The following is a 14,323-nucleotide window of genomic DNA, read 5'->3' on the forward strand; positions in this document are numbered from 1 at the left end:
CCCCCACAAGGGGGGAGATCGGCTGGAGGCAATGCCTCAGCATTCATCTCTGCGAGACGGTGCCCAGCCGGCGCAGCGGCTGCGGACCCAGACGGCGATCGGTGCCGCGGCCACCGATCCCGATCGCCGCGAGGCCCGCATTGCCTGGCTGTTAGCGCTGCCGGCCATCACGCTGCTCGTCCTCTTCATCCTTTTACCGACCGCGGCGGTGATCGTTCTCGGTTTCACCGATTTCGAGCTCGGCTACGGCAGCTTCCGCTTTGTCGGCTTCGAGAACTATGCCGAACTCTTCAGCGACCGCACCTTCCGGCGCTCGCTCTGGAATACCACCATCTACACCGCGATCGTCACGCCGGTTTCGATCGTGCTGGCGCTGGCGATCGCCATGCTGATCGAGGCGGAAACCAAGGGCCGGGCGTTCTTCCGCACGGTCTATTTCCTGCCGGTGGCCTCGCTGCTCGTCGCCATGGCGACGGTCTGGCAATTCCTGTTTCACCCAACCATCGGCCCGATCAACACCTTCTTGGCCGTTTTCGGCATTGCCGGCCCCAACTGGCTCGGCGCCTCCGGCACGGTGCTCTACGGCCTGTCGATCATCGGCATCTGGCAGTCGGTCGGCTTCAACATGGTGCTGTTCCTCGCCGGTCTCACCGCCATCCCGCGCGAGCTCTATGCCGCAGCCGAAGTCGACGGCGCCAAGACCTGGTTCGATCGTTTCCGGCTGGTGACCTGGCCGATGCTCGGGCCGACGACGCTGTTCGTCACCACCATCAGCATCATCAACTCGGTGAAGGTGTTCGAGACGGTGAAGACGCTGACCGAGGGCGGTCCGAACAAGGCGTCGGAGGTGCTGCTCTTCACCATCTACCAGGAGGGCTTCGTCTATCTGCGCGTCGGCTATGCCTCGGCCATGACCGTCGTCTTCCTCGCCATCCTCGTCGTCCTGATGTTCTTGCAGTACCGCGTGCTCGACCGGAAGGTGCACTACGCATGACCAACACCATCTCCGTCACCCGCCTCATTCGCCTCGCCGTTCTCTCGTTTGGCGCGTTCATCTTCCTCGCGCCCTACATCTTCATGGTCTCGACCGCCGGCAAGGCTCAGAGCGAGATCTTCTCCTCGTCGCTGTCGCTGATCCCTGAGCAGTGGTCCTATGTCGAGAACTTTTCCAAGGCGCTGTCGCGCGTCTCGATGACGACCCTGCTCTTCAACGGCGTTGTCGTCTGCGCGCTGATCTTCGTCATCCAGATCGTCGTCGCCATCCCTTGCGCCTATGCCATGGCGAAGCTGAAGTTTCGGGCGGCCCGCACCATGATGGTGCTGGTCATGCTCGGCCTCCTGGTACCGATCCACGCAACCGCGCTGCCCATTTACGTGGCCTTCGACAGGTTGTCGGTGCTGAACAGCTACGCAGCGCTAGTGGCGCCGTTCTCGATCTCGGTATTCGCGATCTTCCTCTTCCTGCAGTTTTTCCGCGCCATGCCCGACGATCTGATCCATGCGGCACGCCTCGACGGTATGTCTGAAGCCGGCATCGTCGCGCGCGTCATCGTGCCAAACGCCTGGCCGGCGATCACCGCCTTTGCAATCTTCTCCGTCGTCGCCCACTGGAACGATCTCTTCTGGCCGCTGATCGTCGTCACCAACCAGGACTATGCGACCCCGCCACTCGGCCTTCTCTACTTCCGCGCCGCGGAAGCCGGCGACGACTACGGCGCGCTGATGGCCGCGACCCTCATCATCACCCTTCCCCTCGTGACCGCGTTTTTGCTGGCGCAGAAGCGTTTTGTCGAGGGCATCACCATGACCGGTCTCAAAGGCTGAACGGTCCAACCTGGAGCGCAACCCATGACACATCTGAGACAGCTTTTCACCGCGGCTGCCGCATCGCTGATGCTCGCAGCCCCCGCCGACGCCGAGACCCAGCTGACGGTGCATTATCCGATGCCCGGCTTCTTCAAGGACGTGATGGATACGATCTCGAAGAAGTTCATGGAAGAAAACCCGGATATCAAGATCACCTTCGCCAATCCGTCGGCGACTTATGAGGAAGGCATCCAGACGATCATGCGTCAGGCCGGAACGGCCGAGATGCCCGATCTCACCTTCATCGGCCTCAACCGCCTGCGCATGGTCAACGAGCGCGACGTCCCCGTTGATCTCGGCCCGTTCATCGCCAAGCACGGCAACATGGCCGAGCAGGGCTTTTCCGAAAACATCCTGAAGCTCGCCCAGGTGGGCGGCAAGCAGGTGGGCCTTGCCTTCGCCACCTCCAACCCGATCATGTATTACAACGCCGATCTCGTGCGCAAAGCCGGCGGCGACCCGGAAAACCCGCCGAAGACCTGGGACGAGGTCATTGCGCTCGGCGGCAAGATCAAGGCGCTTGGCGACGGCAACGAGGGCATCGATTTCCGCTGGCAGGGCGATGACTGGATGTTCTCCGCGCTGCTCTTCGGCGCCGGCGGCGAGATGCTGAGCGAAGACGAAAGCAAGGTTGCCTTCAACGGTCCCGAAGGTGAGAAGGCCGTCGAAGTGCTCGACCGCATGGTCAAGGAAGGCGGTCTGCCGGTTTTGACCAAGCAGGCCGGCGAGCAGGCCTTCGTTGCCGGCAAGGTCGGTTTCGCCTTCCAGACGACGGGTGCGCTGCGCAACACCATCAAGAATGTCGGCGACAAGTTCGACCTGCGCACTGCCCATATCCCGCTCATCGACCCGGCAAAGGGCAAGCTGCCGACCGGCGGCAACGCCGTCGTTATCCTGACGCGCGACGCCGAAAAGCAGGAAGCCGCCTGGAAGTTCGCGAAGTTCGCAGCCGGCCCCTATGGCGCCTCGGTTGTCGTTCCCGGCACCGGCTATGTGCCGAACAACGAGCTGGCCGCCAAGTCGCCTGAGTATCTCGCCAACTTCTACAAGGAAAACCCGCTGTTCCGCGCTGGTCTCGAGCAGATGGCGCTGATGCGCCCCTGGTATGCCTTCCCCGGTAGCAACGGGGTGAAGGTGACGCAGACGATCGTCGAGAACCTGTCGCGCATCGTCGAGCAGCAGGCCTCGCCGAAGGAAGCGCTGGACGAGGCCGCGGCCGAAGTCGAAAGCCTGCTGCCGCGCAGCTGATCCTGTAACCAAATCGATCGACGCCGCCCCGAAGGAAACTTCGAGGCGGTGTTTTCGTGTTTGCTCACGCGAGGTGGCGAACAGTCCCGCCTGCGTAGAGTCGGCAGTCGAGATTGAGATGGCGGCAGCCCGACGCATTCTCGGCCATATCGAGCAGCAGCGCCGCCGCTGCGAGCCCCATGTCGCCGTCGGGCATCGAGATGGTGGTGAGTGTTGGCGTCATCAGCCGGCCAAGCGCGATGCCGTCGAAGCCGGCGACGGAGACATCGTCAGGCACGGAAAGGCCTTCACGCCGCAGCGCTGCTATCACGCCGAGCGCCAGCAGATCGTTGGAAGCAATGATTGCGGTCGGGCGGTGCTGCGCAAGAACCGTCGCGAGGTCGAGGTTTTCATAGCCGTCGACGAAGGGGATCTCGACCGCCTCCATCGGCCGGGCGCCGGCTTCCTGCATAGCGGCCAAATAGCCGTCATAGCGCAGGCGCGCCCGGTCGGATGAACGGAAGTGGCCGGAGACGACGAGGATGCGGCGGTGACCGTGGTCGAGGATGTGGCGGGTGAGATCGAAACCGGCCCGGTAATTGTCGACGGTGACGGCGGCAGCGAAGCGTGCGACCGGCCGGTTGTTGAGAAGCACCGTCGGCGGCAGCGCCGCCGAAAGCGCCTCGCTGGTCTTGGCGTCGCAGAGCGTCAGGATCAGACCGGTCGGCCGCTGTTCGAGCAGCGAGCGCACGGCGCGCGCCTCGAGTGCGGGATCATAATTGGATTGGGCGATCAGCACGCCATGGTTCGCCGCCTGCAAACGGTGCTGGATGCCGCCGAGCGAGGCGGCAAACACCGGGTTGGTGACGCTTGGCACCAGCACGCCGACGACGGGCTGGCTGCGGTTGGTGGCGCGTCCCGTGGCCGGCGACGGCCGGTAGCCGAGTTCGGCCGCCGCCCGGCGCACGCGACGCACCATCTCGTCGCTGACGGGACCTTCGCCCTTGAGCGCCCGCGATACGGTTGCCAGCGAGCAGCCGGCATGAAAGGCGATCTGTTGCAGGGTAACCATGATCGCGCTCTAACGGGTCTGCGTGACAGCTGATTGAAGGACCGGACCCGAGGTTTTCCACGTCGCGCGTGAATTATTATTCATGCTGTGAATTATATTGACATAAGCCGAGTCCGCGGCTTAAATCGCAATCGTCGGAAGTCGAGGAGGAGTTCCGGCGAACTCATACATTCAGCGGCCGCAAACAAACGGCCCTATCGGTTTTTGGGAGGGGCTTCGGCCTCGAGGAGGACGCGTGCGCAAATTTCTCAGCACGACCGCTCTGGCGGTCATTGCAGCTTCGTTTTGGGCAGGTTCGGCAAGCGCCGAAACGGCGAACCCGTTTCGCTGCCAGCCCGGCGAAAAATACGTCATGAACGTCATGGTATCCGGCGTCGAATACTGGTTCCCGGTCTATGAAATGTTCAAGCAGGCCGGCCAGCAGTTCGGCTGCGAGACCGAATATACCGGCACGCCGGAATATGACGTCAACAAGCAGATCGCCACTTTCGACCAGGCGCTTGCCCAGAACCCGGCCGGCATTCTGGTGCACCCGATGAACTCCGATCCGTTCATCGAGCCGATCAACCGGGCGATCGATCAGGGCACGGCAGTCGTCACCTTCGCTGCGGACTCGCCGCTGTCGAAGCGCGTCTCCTTCATCACCTCGGACAACACCCGCGAAGGCATCTATGCCGCCGACGCGATCGCCGAGAAGATGGGCGGCAAGGGCGAATATGCCGTTCTTGAAAACCCCGGCCAGGACAACCACGACAAGCGCATTACCGCCTTCGTCAATCGCATGGCCGAGAAGTGGCCCGACATGAAACTCGTCGGTCGCGCCGCCTCGAACCAGGATCCGAACAAGGCCTATCAGGGTCTGATGAGCCTCATCCAGGCCAATCCGAACCTCGGCGCCGTGTTCATGCCGGAAGCCAACTCCGCGATCGGTGCGGCCCAGGCCAGCAAGGAAAGCGGCGGCAAGGTCCTCGTCATGTGCGCCGACGTGAACGCCAACATCCTCGACATGATCAAGGCCGGCGAAGTCTTCGGTTCGATCAACCCGAACCAGGGCATGCAGGGCTATATGGGCTTCATGCTCCTGTGGATGGCCAAGCACCCGGAACTGATCGACCCGATGAACGACGCCAAGCGTTCCGGCTTCAACCCGATGAGCATCCCCTTCGTCGACAACGGCCTTTCGATCGTTACCGCCGAAAATGCCGATGACTTCTACTGGGACAAGTACCTGAAGCGTCGTGGCACCAAGGGCATCGACGAGTAAGATTGTGAATTGGCTGCCCGGTCGTTTCCGGGCAGCCAGGACTGCGGGTGGAGGACAGCATGACAGCACAACCGGTTCTGGAGGTCCGGCGCGTCACCAAGCATTTCGGTGCGGTGAAGGCGCTGACGGAGGTGGATTTTCGCCTCGAGCGGGGAGAGATCCACGCACTCTGCGGCGAAAACGGCGCAGGCAAATCCACGCTGATGAACATCATTGCCGGTGTGCTGCAGCCGAATGACGGCGAGGTGCTGGTGGATGGAGCGCCCGTGAAAATCGCCTCGCCGGCGACCGCCCAGACGCTCGGCATCGGCCTCGTCCACCAGGAAATCGCGCTCTGCCCGGATGCGACGGTGGCGGAAAACATGTTCATGGCGGCCACCAACCGCCGGCGCTCGCCGCTGATGAATTACGGCGCGCTCGAACGCGAAGCCCAGGTAGTGATGAACCGGCTGGCGCCGATCGACGTCCGCCGCAAGGTCGCCGACCTCGCCATTTCCAGCCAGCAGCTGGTCGAGATTGCCAAGGCGCTGACGCTCGACTGCCGCGTACTGATCCTCGATGAGCCGACCGCGGCGCTGACGGAAGCAGAAGCGCAGGCGCTGTTCGCCATCATCCGCGACCTGAAGGCCGCGGGCATATCGATCATCTATATCAGCCACCGCATGGCCGAGATTTTTTCGCTCTGCGACCGCGTCACCGTGTTTCGTGATGGCCGCCATGTGGTCACCGAGAAGATCGCCGACGTGACTGCTGACGATGTCGTGCGCCGCATGGTCGGCCGCGAGATCAGCCAGCTCTATCCGCAAAAGCAGGCGCCGGAGGCGCGGACGGACGAGACCATTCTCTCTGTGCGTGGCTTGAGCGATGACGACCGCATCGACACCGTTTCCTTCGATCTGAAGCGGGGCGAAATTCTTGGCATCGGCGGTCTGATCGGCTCCGGTCGTACCGAGATCGCCGAAGCGATCTGCGGTCTGAGGGCCAAGTCGAAGGGCGACATTACGCTGCGCGGAAAGCCGCAGCGCATCGGCAACTACCGCGACGCGGTCGATGCCGGCATCGTCTATCTCTCGGAGGATCGCAAGGGCTCCGGCGTCTTCGTCGACCTGTCGATCGCGCAGAATATTTCGGTGCTTGATCTGAAGACGCTGACCGGGCCGCTCGGATTGCTGAATTCCAGGGCCGAGGCCGATCTCGCCCGCGATTTCGTCCGCCGGCTCGGCGTGCGCATGGGCGGCATCGATATGCCGGTCTCGTCGCTCTCGGGCGGCAACCAGCAGAAGGTGGCGATTGCCAAGCAGCTCGCCGTTCGCCCGCAAGTGATCCTGATGGACGAGCCGACGCGCGGCATCGATGTCGGCGCCAAATCCGAAATCCACCGGCTGCTGCGCGAGCTTGCAGAAACCGGCATCGGCATTGTCGTGATCTCGTCGGAACTGCCGGAGCTGCTCGGGCTTTGCGACCGGGTTCTGGTCGTGCGCGAAGGCGCGATCGCCGGCGAGCTTGATGACAGAGAAATGAGCGAGGAGGCGGTGATCCGCCTGGCCTCAGGGGTGACGCAAACGGCCGAGGCTGGCCGGATGGTGGATCATGTCGCCTGAAAGAACTGATAGAGCCGGGGAGGCGGAAATGGCTGTTGATACGATGGTTGCAACGCATGCGCAGGCGCCCGCCTGGAAACGCATCGGCACGATGCGTGAGGCAGGGCTGATCGCGATCATCCTGGCGCTCGGTATCATCATGAGCTTTGCCTCGCCGCATTTTCTCACCTTCGGCAACATGCGCGCCATGCTGATGAGCTTCTCGGTCGAAGGAATCGTCGTCGTCGGCATGACGATCCTGTTGATCGTCGGCGGCATCGACCTCGCCGTCGGCTCGGTCGTCTGCTTCGCCATGGTGCTGGCCGGTTCGCTGTTTCTCGCCGGTGTCGATCCCTGGACGGCCTCGCTGGTCGGCATCCTCGCCAGCAGCATGATCGGGATGATCATGGGCTTCTTCGTCACCGTCGTCGGGCTCAATCATTTCATCACGTCGCTGGCGGCGATGGTGATCGTGCGCGGCCTCTGCCTCGTCATCACCAAGGGCACGCCGCTGTCGCTCTTCACGCTGCCGGCGTCGTTCAAGGCGGTCGGGCAGGGCACCTTCCACGGCGTGCCCTATGTCATCCTGATCTTCGTCGCCGTCGTCGTGCTCTTCGACTTCCTGCTGCGCCGGGCGACCGCCTTCCGCAAGGTCTTCTATACCGGCAGCAACGAGAAGGCGGCGCTCTATTCGGGCATCAAGACCAAGCAGGTGAAGTTCTGGGTTACGGTGCTTTGCTCGACGCTCGCAGGTGTCGCCGGCGTCATCTACATGTCGCGCTTCGGCGCCGCGACGCCCACCTTCGGGGTCGGTATGGAGCTCAACATCATCGCTGCGGCGGTCATCGGCGGCGCCTCGCTCAACGGTGGCTCGGGCACCATCCTCGGCGCCATCCTCGGTATCGCTCTTCTCTCGGTCGTCACCAGCTCGTTGATCCTGCTCGACGTCTCCGTCTATTGGCAGGACATGATCAAGGGGTGCATTCTCTTGGCTGCCGTTTCCATCGACCACCTGCTGCACAAGCGGAAGGCAGCCTGACCATGCCGATTGCCAAACCCATTTTGTCCCAGGCCTCAAGTGCGCGAGAAGAACTCGTCGTCGCGCGGCAGATGCATCAGGCGCTCGTCCTGCATTTCCTCGAAGGACTGACCCAGTCGCAGATCGCCGATCGGCTCGGCATCTCGCAGCCGACCGTTAACCGGCTGATCAAGCGCGGCCGTCAGCTTGGCCTGGTAGAGATCAAGATCAAGTCGCCGATCGAGCCCTTGGTCGACATGGAAGAGCAGTTGCTTGCGATCGGCGGCATCCGCCGGGCGATCGTCGTGCCGACCGTTTCCGACAATCAGCAGACCGCACTCCAGGCGGTCGGCGAGGCGGCAGCCCGGCTGCTGCTCGAAGAGATCGGCGATGGCGACACGATCTGCATCACCGGCGGCAAGGGCGTCAGTGCCGTCGTCGCGGGGCTGCAGGCGCCGCGCCGCTTCGATGTCGAGGTTATCCCCGGCACCGGCTGCGTCCAGGGCAAGCACTATACGGATGTGAACCACGTCTCGACGATGATGGCCGACCGGCTCGGCGGGCGGTCTTTCCAGATCCACGCGCCGCTCTTTGCCGACAGTGCCGCCGAGCGGGCGATGCTGATCAACATGCGCTCGGTGGCGGATGTCTTCGGGAGGGCGCGCGAAGCGAAGGTGGCGGTGGTCGGCATCGGTTCGATCCTTTCGGACGATTCGAGCTACTACGACCTGCATCCGTCTTCGAGCACGGACCGAGCGGCAATCGAGCGCTCTGGCGCAAGCTGCGAACTTCTCGCCCATCTGCTCGATGATGAGGGACGTGTCTGTGACTACAGCCTCAACCGGTCGCTGGTCTCGCTGACGCTCGAAGAATTCGCCTCGATCCCGACGAAGATCGGCGTGGCAAGTGGACCGAACAAGGCCGGACCGATCCTCAGCGTCATGCGGGGACACCACCTCGACACGCTGGTGACGGACGAGGCGACCGGCGAGCGCGTGCTCGCCATGGCAAGCGAAAAGGGACTTCTGGCATGAGCGGGGATCAATTGATGCGGGAGATCGGCCGATCGGGCGTGAAGGCTTCGGCCGTCGGGCTCGGCACCTGGGCGATCGGCGGCTGGATGTGGGGCGGCACGGACGAGCGGGAATCGATCGCGGCGATCCAGGCCTCGCTGGACGCCGGTGTGACGCTGATCGATACGGCGCCGGCCTATGGCCTCGGCCGCTCGGAAGAGATCGTCGGCAAGGCTTTGGCCGGCCGCCGCGACAAGGCAATCATCGCCACCAAGTGCGGGCTCGTCTGGCATACGGACAAGGGCAAGCACTTCTTCGACCAGGACGGCAAGCCGGTGCACCGCTACCTCGGCCGAGATGCGATCCATCACGAGGTCGAGCAGAGCCTGAAGCGGCTCGACACCGATTACATCGACCTCTACATCACCCATTGGCAGGACCCGACGACGCCGATCGAGGAGACCATGGCCGCGCTCGAAGAGCTGCGCCAGGCGGGCAAGATCCGGGCGATCGGCGCCAGCAATGTCGGCCGTAGCGAACTGGAACAGTACATCGCGATCGGCGGGCTCGACGCGATCCAGGAACGCTTCAGCATGATCGATCGCGAGATCGAGGCGGAGCTTTTGCCGCTGACGCGGCGCAACGGCGTCGCCACGCTCAGCTACTCGTCGTTGGCGCTCGGGCTTCTCTCCGGCGGCATCGGGCCGGAACGGGTGTTTTCAGGCGACGACCAGCGGCGCGACAATCCGCGCTTCTCGGTCGGCAACCGCGAAAAGGTCGCGGCCTTTGCCAAGGCCATCCAGCCGGTCGCAGAAAAGCATGGCGCGACAATCGCCCAGATCGTCATTGCCTGGACGCTCTGCCAGGAGGGCGTGACTTTCGCGCTCTGCGGCGCACGCAATCCGGCGCAAGCGCTCGACAATGCAAGGGCCGGGACGATCCGGCTCGATCACGATGATCTCGCGGGGATCGACGCGGCCATCGCGGCGACGCTCGTCAACATGGACAGCTAACGGACTGCCATCATGAACCGGGAAGAGATTTTCAACGGGCTCGCCAAGAGCCCGAATGTGGACGTGTGCGTCCTCGGCGGCGGCATCAACGGCCTCAGCGTCTTTCGTGAACTGGCGCTGCAGGGGGTGAACGTGCTGCTCGTCGAGAAGCACGACTACTGTTCGGGCGCGAGTGCGGCGCTGTCACGCATGGTGCATGGCGGTCTTCGCTATCTCGAAAATGGCGAGTTCAGCCTGGTCAGGGAATCGCTGGTCGAACGCGATCGGCTGCTGAAGAACGCGCCGCATTACGTGGCGCCGCTGCCCACGACCGTGCCGATCTTCGACATCTTCTCGGGCCTTGCCAATGGCGCGGTTCGCTTCCTGGGATTGACGCGGCGGCCAAGCCGCCGTGGCGCCGTCGCCGTAAAGATGGGCCTTGGCATCTATGATTTCCTGACGCGCAAGCGGGCGCTGATGCCGAAGCATGCCTTCCGCGGGCGGCGCACGACGCTTGCACGCTGGCCGGCGCTCAATCCCGACATCAAGAGTTCCGCGACCTATTACGACGCCTGGGTCAGCCAGCCGGAACGTCTCGGAATCGAGCTGTTGAAGGACGGGCTTGCCGCCGGTTCTCACGCGCAGGCGCTGAACTACGCCGAACTGACGCTGGCCGCACCCGGACGCTACGAACTGAAGGACGATGTCACCGGCGCCGTCGCTGCGATCGAGCCCGGCCTCATCATCAACGCTACCGGCGGCTGGATCGATATCGCCAACGGCGCACTGTTTCCCGCAACGTCGAAGCCGGCCCCGTTGATGGGCGGCACCAAGGGCTCGCATCTGATCATCGACAATGCCCAACTCATGGAAGCGCTTAACGGCCACATGATCTATTACGAGAACGAGGATGGCCGCATCTGCATCCTCTTTCCATATCTCGGCAAGGTGCTGGTGGGCTCGACGGACATTCGTGTCGATGATCCCGAAACCGTGCGCTGCGAAGCCGACGAGCGCGACTACATCCTGCAGTCGCTCGCCTTCGTCCTGCCAGACATCCGGATCAGGCCGGAAGAGGTGGTGTTCCAGTTCTCGGGCGTACGGCCGCTGCCGGCGAGCCAGGACAGCTTCACCGGTCGCATCCCGCGCGACCATTTCTGCACCTTCGTGGAGGGTGTTGAGGGCGGTCCGCCGGTGCTCTGCATGATCGGCGGCAAATGGACGACGTTCCGCTCCTTCGGCGAAATGGCGGCCGACCTCACCCTGGAACGGCTCGTAAAACAGCGCCATGTCAGCACCGGAGAACGTGCCATCGGTGGCGGGCAAGACTATCCCTCCGATCGCGACCGATGGGTCGATGATGTTGCGGCAGCCACCGGGCTTTCGCGGGAGCGCATGCAAGTGCTTTTCGTCCGCTATGGAACGGGCGCGCGAGACGTTGCCGATCTCATCGCCGCCGGCGCTGACCATGCCTTGCCGCATCGGGATTACTCCGCGCGCGAGCTGCAATACCTGATCCGCAGCGAAGCCGTCGAACATCTCGAGGACCTGCTGCTGCGCCGCACGACGCTCGCAATCACCGGCGAGCTCTCGCTCGACATGGTGGATGCGGTGCTCGCCGTGCTTGCCATCGAAAAGCAATGGTTGCCGCCGCGTGTCGCGGTCGAGCGTAAGCGATTTCTTGCCCTTCTCGTCGAGCGCCATGGCGTCGACGAGGAAACCCTATCCGTACGGAACGAACAAAGGAGTGCATTATGCGAAACAACAGCAAGGTCCGGATGAACCGTCTGTTCGGCGGTGGACGTTGCCTCGACGTCGCGATCGATCATGGCGTCTGCAACGAACCCTCCTTCCTCAATGGTCTTGAAGACATGTCAGCCGTGGTCAAGGCGCTGGTCGCGGCCGCACCGGATGCGATCCAGATGAATTTTGGCCAGGCGGATCTGTTGCAGGAGGTGCCGGGCAAGGACAAGCCGGCGCTGGTCATGCGTCTCGACATGGGCAACCCCTATAACCGCATCCGCCACCGGCACATGTGGGCCGTGTTGCAGAACGAGGCCGAACCGTTGATCGGCGCGCTGGCGATGGACGCGGCCTGCGTCGTCGTCAACCTCTTCATGCTGCCGGACGAGCCCGATCTCTTCCGCCAATGCGTCGCCAACATCTCGCGCGTGCGGGCCGATTGCGACAAGTACGGCATGCCGTTGATGATCGAGCCGCTGGTGATGCAGCCGGTGACCGAGCACGGCGGCTACATGGTCGATGGCGACGCCGAGAAGATCGTGACGCTGACCCGGCTTGCGCGCGAGATGGGCGCTGACATCGTCAAGGCGGACCCGACCACCAATGCCGAGGATTTCCACCGGGTCGTCGAGGCGGCGCGCTGCCCGGTTCTCGTGCGTGGCGGCGGCAAGGAGGACTTGCGCAACGTCTTCGACAAGTCGGCGGCCTTGATGCGTCAGGGCGCAATGGGCATGGTCTATGGGCGCAACATCTACCAGCACGCCAATCCGAGCGCCGTTGTGCGCGGCCTGATGGCGATCATCCATGAGGATGTAAGCGGCGAAGAAGCCTACGCGCTCTACCAGCGCGGTTGAAATCGCTCAGCCGGAACCGCTTCACCAGCGATGCTCCGGCGCAAGAGGAACGCTGCCGCTGTGAGGACACCGGCGGCGTTCCGGCAAATGGATTAAGGACCTTGGGGAGGGGTTCGGCAATGGGTAAGTATCTGCTCGGGATCGACGCCGGGAACACCGTGATCAAGACGGTACTTTTCGATCGTGACGGCAACGAGATCGCGATGGCCGCGGAAGAAGGGCACAGCCATGTGCCGATGCCCGGCCATGTCGAGCGTGGGCTTGGCGAACTGTGGAGCCATGCCAAGGTGGTGATCCGCGCCTGCATCGAGCGCGCCGGCATCGATGCCAGCGAGATCGCGGCGATCGGTTGCGCCGGGCACGGCAACGGTCTCTACGCGCTCGATCGAGACGGAGAACCGCTTGTCGGCATACAGTCGCTCGACACTCGCGCCGCCGGCCTCGTCGAGGAGTGGCAGGCCGCAGGCGTCGGCGAGCGAACCTATCCGATCGCCGGGCAGAAGCCCTGGCCATCACAAACGCCGACCCTGCTTGCCTGGCTGAAGCGCCATCGGCCTGACCAGTTTGAAAAAATCGGCACGGTGTTTCTCTGCAAGGACTTCGTCATCAATCGCCTGACCGGCGCGCGCGTCAGCGACGTCTCGGACATGAGCGGCGCGGGCCTGCTCGATGTCGCCGGTAGGCGTTACGATGCGGCATTAATGAAGGCCTATGGCCTCGGCGAAGACATGGACCTGCTGCCCGATCTCGCCGAAAGCGCCGATATCGTCGGACGCGTTACCGAGGAAGCGGCGGCGCAGACGGGTCTGGCTGCCGGCACACCCGTTGTCGGTGGGCTCTTCGACGTGGTCGCTTCGGCAATCGGCTCGGGCGTCACCCGCACCGGTGCTGCCTCGATCATCGCCGGCACCTGGAGCATCAACCAGGTGATCATCGACCAGCCTGATCTCTCACATCCGCTCTTCATGTCCTCGACGTTCGATCGCAAGCGCTACATGGCGATCGAGGCGAGTGCCACGTCGGCGGCCAATCTGGAATGGCTGGTGCGCGAGCTCTTCCCGCACGACGGCAAGGATGGCCGGTCGCCCTTCGATCTCTGCTGCCAGCTGGCAGCCGAGGTCACGCCGGCCTCTGATGACCCGCTCTACCATCCGTTTCTCTATGGCGCTCAGCAGGACGGCAACGCGCGCGCTGGCTTCTACGGCGTCGCCGGCTGGCACGGCAAGGGTCATCTGGTCCGCGCCGTGCTTGAAGGCGTCGCCTTCGGCCATCGCCAGCATATCGCGGCGTTGCGCGCAGCTGGGGCTCGCTTCGAGGAGGCGGTGCTTTCGGGTGGCGGATCGCGCAGCCTGATCTGGCCGCAGATCTTCGCCGACGTGCTTGACGTGCCGGTGACGGTCGCCCGTTCACGCGAGACCGGCGCGCTCGGCGCCGCGATTACGGCTGGCGCCGGCATCGGCTTTTTCGCCGATATCTCCGCCGGTGCTGCGGCGATGGTCAAGACCGAGCGCCACTACCGTCCAAACCCTGCACTTGCCGCGCATTATGACAGGCGCTTTGCGCTTTACGGCGAGATCGCCGCTGCCATGGCGCCGATCTGGCGCCGGCTTGCAACGCCCGAGCGATCGGCGCGGGAAGCGGCGGAGTGATCAGGGCAGGGGCATCGGTCTGTCGGGGCGCTGCTGGGAGGAACG

12 protein-coding genes are annotated in these 14,323 nt (G+C 63.7%); 11 read left to right on the plus strand and 1 reads right to left on the minus strand.

The genetic code is table 11. The features are described from left to right. The first annotated feature begins 31 nt into the window (after window positions 1-31). Genes IB279_RS15965 through IB279_RS15975 form a run of 3 tightly spaced genes read left to right on the plus strand, consistent with a single transcriptional unit; the run spans window position 32 to window position 3,114 of the window. On the plus strand, window positions 32-994 hold the full coding sequence (locus IB279_RS15965) for a carbohydrate ABC transporter permease (protein WP_083523550.1): 963 nt from the start codon (window positions 32-34) through the stop codon (window positions 992-994). Continuing rightward, on the plus strand, window positions 991-1,824 hold the full coding sequence (locus tag IB279_RS15970; protein ID WP_113504697.1) for a carbohydrate ABC transporter permease: 834 nt from the start codon (window positions 991-993) through the stop codon (window positions 1,822-1,824). The genes IB279_RS15965 and IB279_RS15970 overlap by 4 nt, the downstream gene beginning before the upstream one ends. A 24-nt stretch (window positions 1,825-1,848) precedes the next feature. Continuing rightward, window positions 1,849-3,114 (plus strand): ABC transporter substrate-binding protein, encoded by a 1,266-nt coding sequence (locus IB279_RS15975; protein ID WP_113504696.1) that lies wholly within the window; start codon window positions 1,849-1,851, stop codon window positions 3,112-3,114. A 64-nt stretch (window positions 3,115-3,178) separates the two neighbouring features. Here IB279_RS15975 and IB279_RS15980 read toward each other — a convergent pair whose 3' ends face one another. Next, entirely contained in the window at window positions 3,179-4,165 is a 987-nt protein-coding gene (locus IB279_RS15980; protein ID WP_060521959.1) for a LacI family DNA-binding transcriptional regulator, read from the minus strand. A 235-nt stretch (window positions 4,166-4,400) separates the two neighbouring features. Here IB279_RS15980 and IB279_RS15985 point away from each other — a divergent pair, with 235 nt between their 5' ends. From IB279_RS15985 to IB279_RS16020, 8 genes are all read left to right on the plus strand, one after another. Next, complete coding sequence (locus IB279_RS15985) at window positions 4,401-5,429, plus strand: substrate-binding domain-containing protein (RefSeq protein WP_034805587.1); 1,029 nt, start codon at window positions 4,401-4,403, stop codon at window positions 5,427-5,429. A gap of 59 nt (window positions 5,430-5,488) precedes the next feature. Beyond that, the gene (locus IB279_RS15990) at window positions 5,489-7,030 is read left to right on the plus strand and encodes a sugar ABC transporter ATP-binding protein (RefSeq protein ID WP_060581047.1); all 1,542 of its coding nucleotides are present in this window, start codon (window positions 5,489-5,491) and stop codon (window positions 7,028-7,030) included. A gap of 28 nt (window positions 7,031-7,058) precedes the next feature. Further along, window positions 7,059-8,048 (plus strand): ABC transporter permease, encoded by a 990-nt coding sequence (locus tag IB279_RS15995; protein ID WP_060521961.1) that lies wholly within the window; start codon window positions 7,059-7,061, stop codon window positions 8,046-8,048. 2 nt (window positions 8,049-8,050) lie between these two features. Next, window positions 8,051-9,061, plus strand: coding sequence for a sugar-binding transcriptional regulator (locus IB279_RS16000; protein ID WP_034805596.1), 1,011 nt, complete (start codon window positions 8,051-8,053; stop codon window positions 9,059-9,061). Continuing rightward, window positions 9,058-10,053: an aldo/keto reductase gene (locus tag IB279_RS16005; protein ID WP_090296784.1), complete on the plus strand. Its 996-nt coding sequence runs from the start codon at window positions 9,058-9,060 to the stop codon at window positions 10,051-10,053. The genes IB279_RS16000 and IB279_RS16005 overlap by 4 nt, the downstream gene beginning before the upstream one ends. 12 nt (window positions 10,054-10,065) lie before the next feature. Next, entirely contained in the window at window positions 10,066-11,814 is a 1,749-nt protein-coding gene (locus tag IB279_RS16010) for a glycerol-3-phosphate dehydrogenase/oxidase (protein ID WP_192339344.1), read from the plus strand. Further along, a complete protein-coding gene (locus IB279_RS16015; protein WP_180316482.1) occupies window positions 11,811-12,629 on the plus strand; it encodes a class I fructose-bisphosphate aldolase in 819 nt (272 codons plus the stop codon). The genes IB279_RS16010 and IB279_RS16015 overlap by 4 nt, the downstream gene beginning before the upstream one ends. A gap of 119 nt (window positions 12,630-12,748) precedes the next feature. Further along, window positions 12,749-14,278, plus strand: coding sequence for an FGGY-family carbohydrate kinase (locus IB279_RS16020; protein WP_090296791.1), 1,530 nt, complete (start codon window positions 12,749-12,751; stop codon window positions 14,276-14,278). Window positions 14,279-14,323: the final 45 nt, after the last annotated feature.

Origin of the sequence: Ensifer sp. ENS06, assembly GCF_014852205.1 — a bacterium.
In the GTDB taxonomy this organism is placed as follows: Bacteria; Pseudomonadota; Alphaproteobacteria; order Rhizobiales; family Rhizobiaceae; genus Ensifer; species Ensifer adhaerens.